The organism is Pseudomonas sp. AN3A02 (genome assembly GCF_011765255.1).
Lineage (GTDB): Bacteria > Pseudomonadota > Gammaproteobacteria > Pseudomonadales > Pseudomonadaceae > Aquipseudomonas.
This window is the reverse complement of record NZ_JAARNI010000001.1, coordinates 1,944,396-1,961,932: the sequence shown is the minus strand read 5'-3', so window position 1 is coordinate 1,961,932 and position 17,537 is coordinate 1,944,396. Positions and strand designations below refer to the sequence as shown.

The following is a 17,537-nucleotide window of genomic DNA, read 5'->3' as shown; positions in this document are numbered from 1 at the left end:
TTGCCCTATTGAAAGACACTGATCCGGACGTTGAGCTGTTGGCCCGCATCGGTAACAACGAACCGGCGGCCATCAACGAAATGGTCACGCGCAAACTCCCGCGTTTGCTCGCGCTCGCCAGTCGGGTCCTCGGGGATGCCGACGAGGCCAGGGACGTGGCCCAGGAAAGCTTCCTGCGGATCTGGCGCCAGGCCGCGAATTGGCGCAGTGGCGAAGCGCGCTTCGACACCTGGTTGCACCGCGTGGTGCTCAACCTGTGCCACGACCATTTGCGTCGGCGCAAGGAGCGCCCGTTGCACGACGAGGCGGCCATGAGCGAAGTGATCGACAGCGCGCCAGCGCCCGATGAGCAGCTGGAAGCCGCCGCCCGCAGCGCGCATATGGCCCAGGCGCTGGCATCGCTGCCTGATCGCCAGCGCGAGGCGATTGTGCTGCAGTACTATCAAGAGCTGTCGAATATCGACGCCGCGGCGCTGATGAACATCAGCGTCGAGGCACTGGAGAGCTTGCTGTCTCGGGCCCGGCGCAACTTGCGCAGTTACCTTGACGACACACCCGGGCCCGCCCGCCCAGGAAGGGGAAAACCATGACGCCCGAACGATTTGCCCATCTGGCCGAGGCTTACGGCGGCTACTTGCACCGTTGGCCCAGTGCCGAACAGGCGCAGGCCCAGGCACTGCTGGACGCAGGCGATGCCGGCGCACTCGAGGTGCTGCACCAGGCGCGATGGCTCGATGGCCAGTTGGATGCCTACCAACTGGCGCCCGTCGACTCGGCGCTGGCGCGGCAGATTCGCCAGTCGTTCCCCCAGCGCCAATCCTTTTGGGCACGCTACGCCGGCTGGCTATCGCCCGCCGGTTTCGTCGGAGTGGGCATCGCCGGGATAGCCGCCGGCATCCTGGTAGCGTCCTTGAGCGTACCGTTGCCCACACTCGGTCCTGAAGTACTGCCCAGTGTCTTCGACCAGGGCGACGCCGACGTCGTCTTCACCGTCAACGCCGAGGAAAGCGAGCAATGACCCCGTCACCCAAGTACCTGAAGCCGCTGTTGGTTGTGTCGGTGTTGTTCAACGTGTTTTTGATCGGTGGTGTCGGCGGTGGCCTGTACCACTGGCTGGCCAATGCCAAGCCCGCCGAGGCCGTGGTGAACCAGCATGGCTTGCGCCAGGCGATGGTCAAGCTACCGCCGGAACGGCGCAAGGAACTGCGCCAGCTGCTGCGCCAGAACCGCGCCGACAGCCAGCCACTGGTGCTCGCCGGGCGCGAGGCTCGGTTGGATGTGATCAAGCAACTGGAAGCGCCGACCCTGGATCGTGCGGCGTTGGTGACGGATTTGGGCAAGGCTCGGGAGGCGGACATGGCGCTCCGGGCGCTGGTGGACAACACCCTGGCGCAGTTCGCCAGCACGCTGCCTCGGGATGAGCGTCAGCGGTTGGTGGAGGCGCTGTATATGAAGGGGCAGGCGAAGGGCAAGGCCGGGCGCTGATCGTTCCCACGCTCTGCGTGGGAATGCCGCCTCGGACGCTCTGCGTCCAGTTGGCGATGCAAGGTTCAAGTCTTGCGCAGTGGTGACGCGGAGCGTCACGGGATGCGTTCCCACGCAGAGCGTGGGAACGAGCATTAATCACTGAGGCTGGCGGCGGATTTTTCCGGTTGGTCGCGTTTAACCCGGGTAAGCCCGCCACTCAGGCGACGGCTAGTCTCATTGGGGAACCGTGCCATGTCCCGGATATTCAAGGCCACGCTGGCCGCCACGTTGATGGCGGCTGCGTTGTCCGGTTGTATTGTCGAACCTGTTCATCCGCGTCGTCCGCCGCCGTTGGTTGAAGTTGTGCCGGTGGCGCCGGCGCCGGGGTACCAGTGGGTGCGGGGGCACTATCGCTGGGGGAACGGACAGTGGTTATGGGTGCCGGGGCATTGGCGGTATTGATCCCGCCACACTTTCAACTGCGACACTGAAACCCTGTGGGAGCTGGCTTGCCTGCGATGGCATCACCGCGGTCTTACTGACAGACCGAGGTGCCTGCATCGCGGGCAAGCCCGGCTCCCACATTTGATCGGGGCAGGCAATCAAATAACGCACGCCCCGATACCCTCAATGCGGTTGCAAACAATCCACTGCGCGATCCACCATCACCCGCGCCATATCCACCAAATGCAGCACCGAAATCACCAGCGCACGAGATGCCCCATCCAACTGATCACCCGCCTGTTGTGCTGTCACCGAGGCACAGTGCAACAGACTACTCGTATGGACTAATGCGCTTTCAAAACTGGTATCGGGATCGACCGTGAACAGCATCGGTTCTTCCGTTGCGGGTGATTTGTTCGGATTGAGGTAATGATCCAGCGCACGTTTGTACGCCGCGTGTTTCTGGGATTGGTCCGAGAAGGAATCTGAACTGCTGAAGGGCGGATCTGGAACGATTTTATCCATCGTGAAACACCTCTAGTCGGTAGAGGCCGTCACCATCGCTGCTAAACGATTGAAGGGTGGCGACCGTGCGCGGGTTAGCAGACCGGAGACTAGTATCCGGTGCACCCGAAGGTGCCCCGCGCACGGCCACCATAAAGCGTGGGGCCGAAAAAAAGCGCCCTGCAGAAGGTGGCGCTTTGCGCCTAGTCTCATCAGCGGGCTGCTAAACCCGATCGCTGAATTGGCAGCGACCGGCGAAGACTAGCCATGTGATTTGAGCGGCGCAAGCGGTCAGGATTTTCTAGGAAACGTCCTGCGAGGGAAAGGGAAATGTCATGGGTGGCTGTATGGAATTAAATTTCATCACTTGGACTTAGAAATTTTCTTGATGGTAATAATGGCTTTTTGCCGCTATCATTTGGTATATTTTTTTGTGCTCTAATATTTCTGGCAGGGATGCAAATGAACGATTTACCGAGTTTAGGTTGTGGCGCTTTGCAGCCTGGTCCAGGTGCTTCATCATCTGAAGAAGCATGCGAAACATTAGGTGGAGCTGAAGTTGGTGGTGCTGACGTGGATTTTGATGATTCGGAGTCAGATCACCCAATAGATGGTGTTATTAAGTCTTTTATTCATAGGGTTCTTGATATTGAAGACTGTGCAAGCACTTTTGTAACAATCGCTCGCACAGAATATGCAGAAAAATTTAATGAGCTCTTACAGGAATATAAAGAGTGTCAGGAACCGTTGGGGAGTCAACAAAGTGTCGAGGACGCCGTCCTCCAACAGCGTAAAATTAGAGCAGTAGTACGATCTCTTGAGAGGCACAGCAATTCCTCGCCGACTCAGACCCTAGAGCGAAGTCTTTTTATAAATATTTTTGCATCCTACGACAAGTTCGTGGGTGAATTGTTGCTTGAACTTTATCGTGCTAGCCCGAATCTGTATAAGGGTGTCAATAGGGAGATTGCGCTTTGTGATGTGCTGGCTTTTGAATCTATAGATGAGCTGAAATTATCCCTGCTTGAGAAAGAAATAGAAACTATAAAGCGTAAAAGTTATATAGAGCAGTTTAAGGACTTGGGGACGAGATTTGGTCTGACCCTCACAAAATTTGACAGTTGGCCGAAATTTGTTGAGTGCGGTCAAAGAAGGAATCTTTTTACGCATTGCGACGGAGTGGTTAGTCAGCAGTATCTTCAAACTTGCCAAGAGCACAAGGTTAAGCTTGACAAGGCGGTTGGTGTTGGTAGTCAACTTGCATTAAGTGCGAAATATTTTTATGAAACTTGTTCGGTGGTCACCGAAGTTGCAATCATGCTTGCGCATACACTATGGAGAAAACTGCTTCCCGAACAACTTGGTGAGGCTGATAGCTGTCTGAATAGTTTGATTTTTGATTATTTACACCTAGAACATTGGAGTAATGCAATTTCTTTAAGTAAGTTTGCTTTAAGCCTGCCCAAAGTGGGTAGTGATGTCCACGATAGAATGTTCCATATTAATTATGCTATTGCGCTAAGAGGCATAGGTGAAGTAGCGGCAGCAAAAACGGTTTTAGATAAAAGAGATTGGTCTGCCAGTATTTATGATTTTAGGCTTGCGTATGCCGTGCTGACAGACGATCTGAACTTGGCAAGCGAACTCATGCTGCGCATTGGTTCTCGAGGAGAGTTTCTGGCTGAGCTGTCTTACCATGATTGGCCATTGTTTCGAGAATTTAGAGAGACTCCTGAATTTCGGCGAGGATATAAGGCGGTTTATGGTTATGAGTATGCAACAAAGTTATATGAGATTGCCGAGGATATGAGGCAGGACGTTTTGGAACAGGTGAGTTGTGGTTAGTTTGATACGCTTTTTAGTATTGTATGTGTAAAATAAAATTTAGTAATTAGGGTGTAAATCACGATTATTTCTTCACGTTTTAGAAGTGTGGTCAGCTTTTAGAGCTATATTCTGTTGACGCAGAGAGTCATTGGGTGCATTTCAATAAGGAGTGCACCGTCATCACAGTTCCACATCAGATTTAGACACTCAGACCAATCCTTCAGGCTCTGTCAACACCTTCCTGAACGTCTCCACCAACGGCCGCAAATTGATCCGATGCCACGCCGCCCACAGCAGCGTGGTGTAGGTCAGCCATGGCAGTGCCCGCAGCACCACACCCGGTGGTGCATTGCGGCTCAAGCCCTTTTGCACCATCGCGACACCTAACCCCGACGCCACCAATCCCAACGCGGTAAACGGCTCGCTGGCTTCCATCGGAATCTGCGGGGTGAAACCTGCACGAATGCACGCGGCAACAAAATCATCAGCCGGGTTCGCGCCCGGTTTGCGTTGCACGCCAATCCATTGCTGCTCGGCCAGATGCTCGGGCAGCAGTTCGCTGACGCTGGCCAGCGGATGCTGCTCGGGCAGCGCCAGCAACATCGGGTCGTCCAGCACTTGCAGCGCCATCAGGTCCGGGTCATCCGCCGCCGGTGGCTCGCCCACCAGGGCGACGTCGAGGCTGCGTTGGCGCAGGCCTTCCAGCTGTTCGGCGGAGGGCAGGTTGTACAGCGCGATATGCACGTTGGGCCGCGCGTCGCGCAAGACTTTCAAGGCATTGGGCAGCACGCCCGCGTGCATCGCGTTTTCGATGTAGCCGATGCACAGCCCGCCTTCTTCGCCTTTGCCCAAGCGCCGGCCCAGGGATTCCAGGCGGTTGGCGTGGGTCAGCAGCGCCTTGGTTTCGGCCAGGAACGTCTGGCCGTCGCGGGTCAGGCGGATGCGCTGCTGGCTGCGCTCGAACAGGGTCAGGCCCAGGCGTTCTTCCAGTTGCGCGATCTGCCGGCTCAGGGGCGATTGGGAGATGTGCAACCGTTCGGCAGCACGCCCCACGTGTTCTTCTTCAGCGACTACAACGAAGTAGCGCAATTGGCGGAAATCGATCATGTCAGACCTGTAAGGACTCAAGTTGGTCGCAGTATGTCTTGGACGGTCCGATCTCTGCAATCTACGATCTGCTCAACGGTCAACACAGCGACCTTGAACAATCTTGAGGATTCATCCCATGAGCTTGAAAGACAAACTGCCCGGCGTGCTGGGTTTTGGCACCGCCCCATTGGGCAACATGTTCCGTGCCATCCCTGATGAAGAAGCCCAAGCCACCGTTGAAGCGGCCTGGAACCAGGGCGTGCGTTACTTCGACACTGCGCCGTTTTACGGTTCGGGCCTCTCGGAAATTCGCCTGGGCCAGGCCCTGTCGAAGTACAACCGCGACGACTATGTACTCAGCACCAAAGTTGGCCGTCTGATTCTGGACGAGGTGGAAGAAAGCGCCCGCGATCTCGGCGAGAAAAGCGGTGTGTTCGAACACGGCCGGCCGAACAAGATGGTCAACGACTACAGCGCCGATGCCACCCTGCGCTCCATCGAAGACAGCCTCAACCGCCTGCAAACCGACCGCCTCGACATCGTGTGGATTCACGACATTGCCCAGGACTTCTACGGTGACCAATGGCTGGATTATTTCAACCAGGCGCACACCGGTGCTTTCAAAGTACTGACTCGCCTGCGTGAAGAAGGCGTGATCAAGGCCTGGGGCCTGGGCGTCAATCGCGTCGAGCCTTGCGAATTGACCCTGGACCTGACCGAAGCCCAGCCCGACGGCTTCCTGCTCGCCGGTCGTTACACCTTGCTCGACCACGAACGTGCCTTGCAGCGCCTGATGGACGCGGCCCTGGCACAGAACGTCGAGATCGTGGTCGGCGGCCCGTACAGCTCCGGCATCCTGGCGGGCGGTGCGCATTTTGAATACCAGAAAGCCAGCCCGGCAATTATCAGCAAGGTCGAGCAGATCAAGGCGATTGCCGCGGACCATGGTGTGAGTGTGAAAGCCGCGGCGCTGCAATTCTCCCTGGCCCATCCGGCAGTGGCGGCAGTGATTCCGGGTGCCAGTCGTCCGGGGCGAATTGCTGAAGACGTCGCGGCGTTGTCAGAGAAGATTCCCGCAGCCTTTTGGCAGGCCCTGCGCGACGCCCGATTGATTTCGGCCCGTGCACCGCTGCCGCTCTAACCACAGGAACGCGAACATGAAAATTGATATCAGTGGCAAAGTCGCAATCGTCAGTGGCAGCACCGCCGGGATCGGCCTGGGCATCAGCCAGGCCCTGGCGCAATCCGGCGCCACCGTGGTGGTGATCGGGCGTGAATCGAGCAAGGTCGACGAGGCGCTGGCGACGATTCGCCAGGCAGTCCCCGGCGCTGAGCTGCGTGGCCTGGTGGCAGACCTGGGCACGGCCGAGGGCGCCGAAAAACTGTTCGCCGCCGAGCCGCGGGCCGACATCCTGGTGAACAACCTCGGGATCTTCAACGACGTCGATTTCTTTGACGCGCCCGACAGCGAGTGGACGCGTTTCTACGAGGTCAACGTGATCTCCGGCGTGCGTTTGTCGCGGCACTACACGCCGGGCATGGTCGAGAAGGGCTGGGGGCGGGTGATCTTTGTGTCGTCGGAATCGGGCGTGGCAACGCCGGCCGACATGATCAACTACGGCGTCACCAAAAGCGCCAACCTGGCGGTGTCCCATGGCCTGGCCAAACGCCTGGCGGGCACCGGGGTGACGGTCAATGCAATCCTGCCGGGGCCGACCTTTACCGATGGCCTGGAGAACATGCTCAAGGACGCCGTGGCCAAGTCCGGGCGCAGTCCTCGGGATGAGGCAGATGTGTTTGTGCGCAACGCGCGGCCGACGTCGATCATCCAGCGCGCAGCGAATGTGGATGAAGTGGCGAATCTGGTGGCGTACATTGCTTCACCGTTATCGTCTGCAACCACCGGTGCCGCGTTGCGGGTCGACGGCGGCGTTGTCGACAGCATGGCGATCTGAATTTCTTGAATGGTTTGGAGTGTTAATCGTGGCAAAAGCATCTGCTGTTATTGAAATCCCGGTTTCGGCCGAACAGGTTTGGCAATTGGTCGGCGGCTTCAATTCGCTGCCGGACTGGCTGCCCTTTATCGTCAAGAGCGGGCCGAGTGACGGCGGCCGTGTGCGCCATCTGCAAACGGCTGATGGTGGTGTGGTGGTGGAGCGTCTGCAACGCTTTGATAACGCGGCACGTACTTACAGCTACTCCATCAGTGAGTCGCCGTTTCCGGTGAGTGAGTATTTGGCGACGTTGAAGGTTGAGGCGTTGACGGACAGCACCGCCAGGGTCACTTGGTCGGGCGTGTTTACCCCGGTGGCCGGTGTGACGGATGCGGCGGTGGAGGAGTTGTTTACCGGTGTTTACAGCGGTGGGCTGGAGGCGTTGCGGGGCAATTTCCCAGGCTGAGTGAAGATCAAATGTGGGAGCGGGCTTGCTCGCGAATGCGGTGGATCAGTGCCAGATGGGTTGACTGACACTCCGCATTCGCGAGCAAGCCCGCTCCCACATTGGTTTTGTGGTGTTCTTCAGGCTTCAGGCATCAGCTGCTGGCGGCATTCGAGGGTCAGCTTCGCGCCGCCACTCTCGCTGCTGCCCACTTCCAGTTTGAACCCGTGCAGGTTGATGATCGCCGCCACAATCGACAGCCCCAACCCAAACCCGCCTTGCTGTTGATTGCCTTCGTCCACCCGATAGAAACGCTGGAACACTGCCGCGCGTTCCGCCGCCGGAATTCCGGGGCCGGAGTCGAGCACTTCGATGCGGGTACTGCCGGCATCGTTGACGCCTCGCAGGATCACTACGCCGCCCGGTGGGGTGAATTTGATCGAGTTGCTCAGCAGGTTGGCCAGGGCTTCGAACAACAATGCGCGGTCGCCGGTGATCCACGGTAATGAGGCCGGCACTTGCAGCAGCAGTTCCATCTCGCCTTCTTCCGCCAGGGGCAGGTAGAAGTCGTGCAGCTCTTGCAGCAAGGGCAAGGGATCTAGCACGAGGAAGCCTGAGCGACGTTGGTGGTCTTCCAGTTCGGAAATCCGCAACAGGCCGCGAAAGCGCGCCATCAAGGTGTCGGTCTCGGCGATGGCCGCGTCCAGTTGCAGGGCGTGGGGCGCGTCTTCATCGGCCTGCTGCTGGATCCTGTACAGCTGCGCCCGCAGGCGGGTCAGCGGGGTGCGCAGGTCGTGGGCGATGTTGTCGCACACGCCCTTGACCTCGTTCATCAGCTTCTCGATGCGGTCGAGCATCGCGTTGACGATGGCCGCCAGCATGTCCAGTTCGTCGCGTCGGTCAGACAACGGCAAGCGGTGGGTCAGGTCGCCGGCCACGATGGCTTCGGCGCTGGCCTGGATTCCGCGAATCCGCCGCAACGGACGCCGTCGCAGCAAGTGCCAGCCAGCCGCGCCAGGAATGATCGTCAGAGTAATCCCCCACAGCAGGGCGTGCAGGATGATGCGGGTCACACCGAACAGCGAGCCGTTGGCGCGAACCAAAATCAGCCAACGGCCATCCTCGGTGTGGGTGGCCACGGCGTCGCAGCTGTCGCGGGGCAGTTTCGGGTCATCGGAATTGATGCAGTTGGCCAGGGCATGGATGTGCCCGTCCATCGGCAGGTCCGGCGGTATCACACGGATCGGGCCGCTGATGGGGTTGAACTGGTTGTCGAACAGCCCGTATGCGTCAACACCCTTCATGTCGAAGGTCATGCTGGTGGTCAGGGCTTCCACCAGTTCTTCGCCGTCAAAGCGCTGGAACAAATGCTGGCGCTGCATCAGCGAGTGGCGCGAGAGGTCGCCCAGGTAACCGGAGACCTCGTAGTACAGCACACCCATGAGGATGCAGCTCCAGGCCACGAACAACGAACTGTAGAGCGCCAGCAGCCGGCTGCTGGAGGAGCGCCAGCCTTTAGAGGGGTTCAGCAATGACATACCCGGAACCTCGTACCGTGCGGATCAGCGGCGTGAGGCCCGGCGGGTCGATTTTTTTTCGCAGGCGACCGATGTGCACATCGATCAGGTTGGTGCCCGGGTCAAAGTGATAACCCCAGACTTCCTCGAAGATCATCATCCGCGACAGGATCTGCCCGGTGTTGCGCATCAGGAATTCCAGCAGTTTGTATTCCGTCGGCAACAGGCTCAAAGGCTGTTCGGCGCGGCTCGCTTCGCGGCTGATCAGGTTCAGTTCCAGATCCGCTACGCGCAGTGCGGTTTCGAACTCCTTGACCGTGCTTTTGCGCCGCAGCAGCACTTCGACGCGGGCGGCCATTTCGTCGGAGGCGAACGGTTTGGTCAGGTAGTCATCACCACCGGCGCGCAGGCCGCGTACCCGTTCATCCACGTCGGAGAGGGCGCTGATCATCAGGATCGGTGTGGATACACCGATGGTGCGCAGGGTGGTGACGATGGCCAGGCCATCCAGTTCCGGGAGCATGCGGTCGAGGGTGATCAGGTCGTAATCACCGCTGACGGCACGCACCAGGCCTTCGCGGCCGTTGTCTACCCAGTCTACGTCCAGTCCATGGCTACTCAGCTCGGCAACGATCTCGCGGGCCGTTACGGCGTCGTCCTCGATGGTCAAAATGCGGGTCATAAGGATTACCTGGTGAGCGATTCACACTGAAGTGCGGGCATTTTGCCAAGAAATGATAGCCCGCTTCCTAAATAAAAATTTATGTAGGCACAAACGACACAATTCACCTTACCCCGGTGAATCTGAACGAACGCTGTGTGTGTAGGATTTTTTGCTTCCCATGGCGCGAGCATGGGTTATTTCCTACGAGGAATGCATAACGCCCGCCGCTCCAGGGCATTTCTTGCAAGTTGCATGGTTCAAATTAGTTCAAATTACTTAAGTATTTGAAATATATAGGCTTTTAATTTTTAGACATCTGGCACGTCGCCTGCACTGTCCCTTTTGAGACTTGTAACACTATTTTTCATGCCTGGAGCAAAACAACAATGATCACATCCTCATCCACGCTGCAAGAATCGAGCTCGCTCTCCGGGGTTTCCTGGGGCGCGATCTTTGCCGGGGCCGCTGCCGCGGCTGCGTTGTCCTTGATCCTGGTACTGCTGGGCTTCGGCCTGGGCTTTTCGGCGGTTTCGCCGTGGGCCGACAGTGGCATCAGCGCCAAAGGGCTTGGCATTTCCACCATTGTCTGGCTGGCGGCTACGCAAATCATCGCGTCGGGGATGGGCGGTTACATCGCCGGTCGCCTGCGGGTGAAATGGGCCAATATGCACGGCGATGAGGTGTACTTCCGCGACACCGCCCATGGCTTCCTGGCCTGGGCCGTGGCGACACTGGTGACGGCGGTGTTGATCGTCGGTTCGGTCAGCAGTGTTGTCAGCGGTGGTGTAAAGGCCGGTGCCAGTGTGGCATCGGGTGCCGCCAGCGGCATGAGCCAGGCGGCGGGTGCTGCCACCAAGGGTGAAGACTTCGGCTACTACGTCGACAGCCTGTTCCGTGATGATCGCCCGGCAGCCGTCAGCGATGACGCGGTGCACGGTGTGGTCGCGCGTATCTTCGCCCGCACGGTGAGCAACAACGGCCAACTGGCACCTGAAGACCGTGCGTATCTCGCGCAGTTGATCAGCCAGCGTACCAACCTCAGCCAGGCCGACGCCGAGGCGCGTGTAGACCAAGTCTACGGCCAGGCTCAAAAAGCGCTGGATGACGCCAAGTTGAAAGCCAAGCAGGCTGCCGACACGGCTGCGAAAGTGGCGGCCTACACATCGCTGTGGACCTTCGTGGCGCTGTTGATCGGGGCGTTTTTTGCCAGCCTCGCTGCAACCTTTGGCGGTCGTCGCCGGGATGCTGTGGTGTACCTGGAAACCACTCCCCACACCACTCCCGTTCGTTAATTCAAGGAGAACGTCATGCGCTCATTACTGTTGTTTTTCCTCGGTGTGCCTATCCCGGTCATCATCCTGATCGCGATCTTCATGCACTGATCCTGAGTCTTGCTCGTCCAATGTGGGAGCGGGCTTGCTCGCGAAGGCGGTTTATCAGTCACATCTGAATTGGCTGACCCACCGCATTCGCGAGCAAGCCCGCTCCCACATTTTGTTTTGTGTCGTTGCTGCATTCCGGGCGAAGGCGAAATCTCCGGATTTTGTTAATTGTTGCTTAACCGCCGTTTAGCTAAGCTCTCGTCCCATGAGCCGCTATCTGCGTTTTTTACTGGTCCTGTTGTTGAGTCTTGCGCTTCCCCTGACCGGGATGGCGGGTGTGCCGTCGAGTACCGAGCCGTGCCCGATGCAGATGTCCGATATGCAGATGATGAGCGACATGGCCCCGGACTGTTGCCAGGACGGCGCCACCCCAGCCGACCACAGCAAAAGCTGTAAACCCGGCCAGGAATGCAAGACTGGCGGTATGCTGCAATTGTCGATGCCAGTGCTTAAGGCGCCGGCGACTGTTTCCCATGCGCTGCTGGTCAGCGTCTCTTCTGACTTTATTCCCGACCGCACGCCGTCCGGCGTCTGGCGTCCGCCCCGTACCTGAATCCTGTTGCACCTGAAGACTCGTCCCTGAACCGGGACGGCCTTGCTGTGGGCCGCGTAAAGCGGTGCGCAGCGCAACAGAACAGGACACTTCAAGATGAATTTCCTATGCGTGCGTGCCCTGGTGGTGGGCGTGCTGGCGTGGCCGACGCTGGCGTCTGCGCTGACCCTGGATGATGCCTTGCGCCTGGCGCAAAACAACGCGCCGTCGCTGACGGCTGAATCCTCCAAATTGCAGGCTGCCACTCAGGCGGCGATTCCGGCCGGTGAACTGCCGGACCCGAAACTGGTAGTAGGCCTGCAAAATTTCCCCGTCGGCGGGCCCAATCGCGGCACGCTGTATGGCGATGACATGACCGAGCAAATGATCGGTATCCAGCAACAAGTGCCCAGCCGCGACAAACGTAAGGCACGGGTTGAGTTGGCCTCGGCCACCGTGGACACGGCTGCCGCCGAAGGCCGGATCGAACGCTTGAACGTACGGCAGGCCACCGCCCAGGCGTGGATTCGCGCCTATTCGGTGGAACGCAAAGAGGCACTGTTCAAGGACTTCTATCAGCAGAATCGCCTGCTGCAAGACACCGTGCGTGCGCAACTGGCCGGTGGTCGCGGGCAGCCCTCCGACGCAGTGATCCCGAAGCAGGAAGCGGCTGACCTGGCCGAACGCGAAGATGAGCTGATCCAGCAACGCGCCCAGGCCCGCGCGGCGCTCAAGCGCTGGATCGGCCCGGCTGCCAGTGAAGCCCCCAGCGGGCAGTTGCCGAACTGGAAAATCGACACCACGGGCCTCACCCACAACCTGCATCAGCATCCGGTTCTGCAAGCCTTTGTACCGCGCACCCGCGAGGCCGAAGCCCGGCTGAACGAGGCCAAGGCGCAAAAGACCTCGGACTGGAGTTGGGAAGTGGACTATCAGCACCGTGGCCGTGAGTACGGCGACATGGTCAGCCTGCAATTCACCGTCGATTTGCCGATCTTCCCCGGTCGCCGGCAGAACCCAGGTATCGCCGCCAAACAGGCCGAACTCGACCAACTGGATGCCGAACGCGAAGCCAAGACCCGTGAACACACCCAGGAACTCGAAGACGACCTGGCCAACTATCAACGCCTGGACCGCGCCGTGCAGCGCAGCCAGGACAGCCTGGTGCCGCTGGCCGAGGAGAAGATGTCCCTGAGCCTGGCGGGGTATCGCGCGGGCAAGGGCGACCTGATGAACGTGGTCAGCGCCCGCCGTGAGCTGGTCGAGGCACGCTTCAAACAGATTGATGCCATTGAGCAGCGCGCCCTGACCGGCGCCCAGCTGTATTTCGCTTACGGGGAACCCGCCAATGAATAACCGAATCGTGAATGTGGCCCTGCTGGGCGGCGTGTTGTTGCTGGGTCTGGGTGGCGGCTATTGGCTGGCGCAGATGCGCGCGGCACAACCGGCCATGGCCGGGGCGATGCAGGCGCCGGGAGAGGAAAAGGCGCTGTACTGGTACGACCCGATGTACCCGCAGCAAAAGTTCGACAAGCCGGGCAAATCGCCTTTCATGGACATGCAATTGGTGCCGCGTTACGCCGGTGGTGCCGAAGAGAGTGCGTCGATTCAAATCGATTCGAGCCTGACCCAGAACATCGGCGTACGCCTGGCGAGTGTCAGTCGCGGCGTGCTGGCGTCGAGTCTTGATCTGTCGGGGATCCTGACCTTCAACGACCGCGATGTGGCAGTGGTGCAGGCTCGCGCTGCTGGATATGTAGAGCGGGTTTACGCCCGTGCGCCGGGTGATGTGCTCAAGGCTCAGGCGCCCCTGGCTGACATTCTGGTGCCCGAATGGGCCGCCGCCCAGGAAGAGTTTCTTGCTCTGCGACATAGCGATCCAGGGTTGTTGGCTGCCGCCCGCCAGCGCCTGCGCTTGAGTGGAATGCCTGCCGGGTTGATCACGCAGATGGAGCGCAGCGGCCGGGTGCAATCGGTGATGACCATGACCACCCCGTTAGGCGGCGCGTTGCAAACCCTGGACGTTCGCGAGGGCATGACCGTTGCGGCCGGACAAACCCTCGCGCGAGTTAACGGCCTGGGCACCGTGTGGCTGCAAGTCGCTGTGCCTGAAGCCCAGGGCGCCGCATTGGCGGTCGGGCAAACCGTCGAGAGCCGTTTTGTCGGGCTACCGGGCCAGGTATTCAAAGGCACCGTCGCCGCAATCCTGCCTGCCACCGCCATGGACAGCCGCACCGTGCAGTTGCGAGTCGAACTGCCCAACCCTGACGGCAGGTTGCGTCCCGGCATGACCGCCCAGGTACGACTGGCCCAATCGACCGGGCAATCGGTGCTGTTGCTGCCGAGCGAGGCGTTGATTCGTACCGGCAAACGCGCGCTGGTGATGGTGGCCGAGGAGGGCGGACGTTATCGCCCGGTGGAAGTCCAGGTGGGCGCAGAAAACCAAGACCAGACCGTCATCCTCGCAGGCTTGCAGGAAGGCCAGCAGGTAGTCGCCTCGGGTCAATTTCTGCTGGACTCTGAAGCAAGTTTGAAGGGAATTACCACTCAGGCGTCCGACAGGTTTTCAAATGAAGGGTCCATGGACGGCATGAGCATGCAACCGGGAGCCCGGCCATGATCGCCCTGTTGATTCGCTGGTCGGTGGCCAACCGCTTTTTGGTGTTGCTGGCGACGTTATTCGTGACCGCGTGGGGCCTGTGGTCGATCCAGAACACTCCGGTGGACGCGCTGCCGGACCTGTCGGATGTGCAGGTGATCATCCGCACGCCATACCCGGGCCAGGCGCCGCAAATTGTCGAGAATCAGGTCACTTACCCGATGACCACCACCATGCTCTCGGTGCCGGGGGCGAAGACCGTGCGCGGCTTTTCGTTCTTCGGCGACAGCTACGTCTACGTGCTGTTCGACGAAGGCACCGACCTGTATTGGGCACGTTCGCGGGTGCTGGAATACCTGAGCCAGTTGCAGGCGCGCTTGCCGGCATCTGCCAAGCCGGCGCTGGGCCCGGACGCCACCGGTGTTGGCTGGATCTATCAGTACGCGCTGGTGGATCGCACCGGCAAACATGACCTGGCGCAACTGCGCTCGTTGCAGGACTGGTTCCTCAAGTTCGAACTCAAGACCCTGCCCAACGTCGCCGAAGTGGCGACCATCGGCGGCCAGGTCAAGCAGTATCAGGTACAGATCGATCCCCTGGCCCTGGCCAGTCGCGGTATCACCCAGGCGCAAGTGGTGGAAGCCATCGGCAAGGCCAATCAGGAAACCGGCGGCTCGGTGCTGAGCATGGGCGAGTCGGAGTACATGGTGCGCGCCTCCGGCTACCTGAAAACCCTGGAAGACTTCCGTGCCATTCCCCTGCGGCTCGACGCCAACAACGTGCCAGTGACCCTCGGCGATGTAGCGACGATCCAACTGGGCCCGGACATGCGCCGAGGCATCAGCGAGCTGGATGGAGAAGGCGAAGCCGTGGGCGGCGTGGTGATCCTGCGCAGCGGCAAGAACGCCCGCGAGGCCATCGCGGCGGTCAAGACCAGGCTGGAACAACTGAAAACCAGCCTGCCCCCCGGCGTGGAAATCATCACCACCTACGATCGCAGCAAACTCATCGACCGCGCCGTGGACAACCTCAGCCATAAACTGCTGGAAGAGTTTCTGGTGGTGGCGCTGGTGTGCGGGATTTTCCTGTGGCACCTGCGCTCGTCCCTGGTGGCGATCATCTCGTTGCCGGTAGGGGTGCTGATTGCCTTTATCGTCATGCGCTTCCAGGGGATCAACGCCAACATCATGTCCTTGGGCGGGATTGCGATTGCCATCGGCGCGATGGTCGATGGCGCGGTGGTGATGATCGAGAATGCCCACAAGAAAATCGAGGCCTGGCACCACGCACATCCGAATCGCGAATTGAAGGGCGAGGAGCATTGGAAGGTCATCACTGATGCGGCGGTGGAGGTGGGGCCGGCGCTGTTTTTCTGCCTGCTGATCATCACCCTGTCGTTTATCCCGGTGTTCACCCTGCAAGCCCAGGAAGGCCGGTTGTTCGGCCCGCTGGCCTACACGAAGACCTACGCCATGGCCGCAGCGGCAGGGTTGTCGGTGACCTTGATCCCGGTGCTGATGGGGTACTGGATTCGCGGGCGCATTCCCGACGAGCAGCGCAACCCGCTGAATCGCGGCCTGATCAAACTCTATGAACCGGCCCTCGAAGCCGTATTGCGCTGGCCGCGCATGACCCTTCTGGTGGCGCTGCTGATGGTCGCGAGTGCGCTGTGGCCGATGTCGCACCTGGGCGGTGAATTCCTGCCGCCGCTGGATGAAGGCGACTTGCTGTACATGCCTTCGGCGCTGCCGGGATTGTCGACGCAAACCGCAGGCGCGTTGCTGCAGCGCACCGACCGCTTGATCAAGAGCGTGCCGGAAGTCGCCCATGTGTTCGGCAAGGCCGGCCGCGCAGAAACGGCCACCGACCCGGCGCCGCTGGAAATGTTCGAAACCACCATTGAGTTCAAGCCGCGAGATCAATGGCGCCCCGGCATGACCCCGGAAAAACTGGTGAAGGAACTCGACCGCGTGGTGCAGGTGCCGGGGCTGACCAACATCTGGATTCCGCCGATCCGCAACCGCATCGACATGCTCGCCACCGGGGTCAAAAGCCCGATCGGCGTCAAGGTCGCGGGCACTAGCCTGATGGAAATCGACGCGGTAACCCAGGCCGTGGAAAAGGTCGCCAAGACGGTGCCTGGCGTCAGCTCGGCCCTGGCCGAACGCCTGACGGGCGGGCGCTACATCGACGTGGATATCAATCGCCCGGCAGCCGCGCGTTATGGCCTGAACATCAGCGATGTGCAGTCCATCGTCTCCGGGGCGATTGGCGGTGAAAACATCGGCGAGACGGTCGAAGGCCTCGCGCGTTTCCCCATCAACCTGCGCTACTCGAAAGAATGGCGCGATTCGGTGACGGCGTTGAGCAACCTGCCGATTTATACGCCGTCGGGCAGCCAGATCACCTTGGGCACCGTGGCCAACATCAAGGTCACCGAAGGCCCGCCGATGCTCAAGAGCGAAAACGCCCGGCCTTCCGGCTGGGTGTACATCGACGTGCGCGACCGTGATTTGGCGTCGGTGGTGAAGGACTTGCGTGCGGCGATCAACCAGCAGGTGCAGTTGCAACCGGGCATGAGCCTCAGTTACTCGGGGCAGTTCGAGTTCCTGGAGCGGGCCAATGAACGCCTGAAGCTGGTGGTGCCGGCGACCTTGCTGATCATCTTCGTGCTGCTGTACCTGACATTCCGCCGGGTGGATGAGGCGCTGCTGATCCTGGCCACGTTGCCGTTCGCGCTGACCGGTGGGGTCTGGTTGCTGTACTGGCTGGGCTTCAACCTGTCGGTGGCGACCGGCGTCGGGTTTATTGCATTGGCGGGGGTGTCGGCCGAGTTCGGCGTGATCATGCTGCTGTACCTGAAAAACGCCTGGGCTGAACGCCAAGGAGGAGGGGACCAGGCCTTGCTGGAAGCCATCACCGAAGGCGCCGTATTGCGCGTGCGCCCCAAGGCGATGACCGTCGCCGTGATCATCGCCGGCTTGCTGCCGATCCTGTTGGGCGGCGGCACCGGCAGCGAAGTCATGAGCCGAATTGCCGCGCCAATGATTGGCGGCATGCTCACCGCACCCTTGCTCTCCCTCTTCGTCATCCCGGCGGCCTACCGCCTCATGCGCAAATCCCAAAGCTGACA

17 protein-coding genes are annotated in these 17,537 nt (G+C 59.9%); 13 read left to right on the top strand and 4 right to left on the bottom strand.

The genetic code is table 11. The features are described 5' to 3' along the window. Positions 1 to 8 precede the first annotated feature (8 nt). The 4 genes from HBJ59_RS09040 (at position 9) to HBJ59_RS09025 (ending at position 1,929) form a co-directional block, all read left to right on the top strand. Positions 9 to 590, top strand: a complete 582-nt coding sequence (locus HBJ59_RS09040; RefSeq protein ID WP_167663320.1) for an RNA polymerase sigma factor — start codon at positions 9 to 11, stop codon at positions 588 to 590. Next, positions 587 to 1,018 (top strand): hypothetical protein, encoded by a 432-nt coding sequence (locus HBJ59_RS09035; RefSeq protein WP_167663319.1) that lies wholly within the window; start codon positions 587 to 589, stop codon positions 1,016 to 1,018. The genes HBJ59_RS09040 and HBJ59_RS09035 overlap by 4 nt, the downstream gene beginning before the upstream one ends. After that, complete coding sequence (locus tag HBJ59_RS09030) at positions 1,015 to 1,485, top strand: periplasmic heavy metal sensor (RefSeq protein WP_167663318.1); 471 nt, start codon at positions 1,015 to 1,017, stop codon at positions 1,483 to 1,485. The genes HBJ59_RS09035 and HBJ59_RS09030 overlap by 4 nt, the downstream gene beginning before the upstream one ends. A 234-nt stretch (positions 1,486 to 1,719) precedes the next feature. Continuing rightward, positions 1,720 to 1,929 carry a YXWGXW repeat-containing protein gene (locus tag HBJ59_RS09025; protein WP_076016843.1) on the top strand — a complete coding sequence of 70 codons (210 nt, stop codon included), beginning with the start codon at positions 1,720 to 1,722 and terminating at the stop codon, positions 1,927 to 1,929. A 165-nt stretch (positions 1,930 to 2,094) separates the two neighbouring features. Here the strand turns inward: HBJ59_RS09025 and HBJ59_RS31440 are convergent, their stop codons facing one another. After that, the gene (locus tag HBJ59_RS31440) at positions 2,095 to 2,436 is read right to left on the bottom strand and encodes a DUF6124 family protein (protein ID WP_256670792.1); all 342 of its coding nucleotides are present in this window, start codon (positions 2,434 to 2,436) and stop codon (positions 2,095 to 2,097) included. Positions 2,437 to 2,877: 441 nt separating this feature from the next. Here HBJ59_RS31440 and HBJ59_RS09015 point away from each other — a divergent pair, with 441 nt between their 5' ends. Then, positions 2,878 to 4,260, top strand: a complete 1,383-nt coding sequence (locus HBJ59_RS09015; RefSeq protein ID WP_167663317.1) for a hypothetical protein — start codon at positions 2,878 to 2,880, stop codon at positions 4,258 to 4,260. Between the two features lie 189 nt (positions 4,261 to 4,449). Here HBJ59_RS09015 and HBJ59_RS09010 read toward each other — a convergent pair whose 3' ends face one another. Next, positions 4,450 to 5,349, bottom strand: a complete 900-nt coding sequence (locus HBJ59_RS09010) for a LysR substrate-binding domain-containing protein (protein WP_167663316.1) — start codon at positions 5,347 to 5,349, stop codon at positions 4,450 to 4,452. Between the two features lie 118 nt (positions 5,350 to 5,467). Between HBJ59_RS09010 and HBJ59_RS09005 the strand changes: the two genes are divergently transcribed. From HBJ59_RS09005 to HBJ59_RS08995, 3 genes are read left to right on the top strand one after another with little or no spacing between them, the layout of a single operon-like run. Next, positions 5,468 to 6,472 (top strand): aldo/keto reductase, encoded by a 1,005-nt coding sequence (locus HBJ59_RS09005; protein ID WP_167663315.1) that lies wholly within the window; start codon positions 5,468 to 5,470, stop codon positions 6,470 to 6,472. Between the two features lie 16 nt (positions 6,473 to 6,488). Then, positions 6,489 to 7,286: an SDR family NAD(P)-dependent oxidoreductase gene (locus HBJ59_RS09000; protein WP_167663314.1), complete on the top strand. Its 798-nt coding sequence runs from the start codon at positions 6,489 to 6,491 to the stop codon at positions 7,284 to 7,286. Between the two features lie 28 nt (positions 7,287 to 7,314). Beyond that, positions 7,315 to 7,731 (top strand): SRPBCC family protein, encoded by a 417-nt coding sequence (locus HBJ59_RS08995; protein WP_167663313.1) that lies wholly within the window; start codon positions 7,315 to 7,317, stop codon positions 7,729 to 7,731. Positions 7,732 to 7,850: 119 nt separating this feature from the next. Here the strand turns inward: HBJ59_RS08995 and HBJ59_RS08990 are convergent, their stop codons facing one another. Both HBJ59_RS08990 and HBJ59_RS08985 read right to left on the bottom strand, forming a co-directional pair. After that, positions 7,851 to 9,248: a cell wall metabolism sensor histidine kinase WalK gene (locus HBJ59_RS08990; protein WP_167663312.1), complete on the bottom strand. Its 1,398-nt coding sequence runs from the start codon at positions 9,246 to 9,248 to the stop codon at positions 7,851 to 7,853. Next, positions 9,226 to 9,909, bottom strand: a complete 684-nt coding sequence (locus HBJ59_RS08985; RefSeq protein ID WP_003219726.1) for a response regulator transcription factor — start codon at positions 9,907 to 9,909, stop codon at positions 9,226 to 9,228. The genes HBJ59_RS08990 and HBJ59_RS08985 overlap by 23 nt, the downstream gene beginning before the upstream one ends. A gap of 368 nt (positions 9,910 to 10,277) precedes the next feature. On the opposite strand from HBJ59_RS08985, the gene HBJ59_RS08980 reads away from it, so the two are divergent. The 5 genes from HBJ59_RS08980 to HBJ59_RS08960 all read left to right on the top strand — a co-directional run bounded on the left by HBJ59_RS08980 (position 10,278) and on the right by HBJ59_RS08960 (position 17,535). Beyond that, complete coding sequence (locus HBJ59_RS08980; protein ID WP_167663311.1) at positions 10,278 to 11,183, top strand: hypothetical protein; 906 nt, start codon at positions 10,278 to 10,280, stop codon at positions 11,181 to 11,183. A gap of 295 nt (positions 11,184 to 11,478) precedes the next feature. Further along, on the top strand, positions 11,479 to 11,826 hold the full coding sequence (locus tag HBJ59_RS08975) for a hypothetical protein (RefSeq protein WP_076016852.1): 348 nt from the start codon (positions 11,479 to 11,481) through the stop codon (positions 11,824 to 11,826). A 96-nt stretch (positions 11,827 to 11,922) separates the two neighbouring features. Beyond that, entirely contained in the window at positions 11,923 to 13,161 is a 1,239-nt protein-coding gene (locus HBJ59_RS08970; protein ID WP_167663310.1) for a TolC family protein, read from the top strand. After that, positions 13,154 to 14,425 (top strand): efflux RND transporter periplasmic adaptor subunit, encoded by a 1,272-nt coding sequence (locus HBJ59_RS08965; protein WP_167663309.1) that lies wholly within the window; start codon positions 13,154 to 13,156, stop codon positions 14,423 to 14,425. Before HBJ59_RS08970 ends, HBJ59_RS08965 begins: the two co-directional genes overlap by 8 nt. Next, positions 14,422 to 17,535, top strand: coding sequence for an efflux RND transporter permease subunit (locus HBJ59_RS08960; RefSeq protein WP_167663308.1), 3,114 nt, complete (start codon positions 14,422 to 14,424; stop codon positions 17,533 to 17,535). The genes HBJ59_RS08965 and HBJ59_RS08960 overlap by 4 nt, the downstream gene beginning before the upstream one ends. Positions 17,536 to 17,537: the final 2 nt, after the last annotated feature.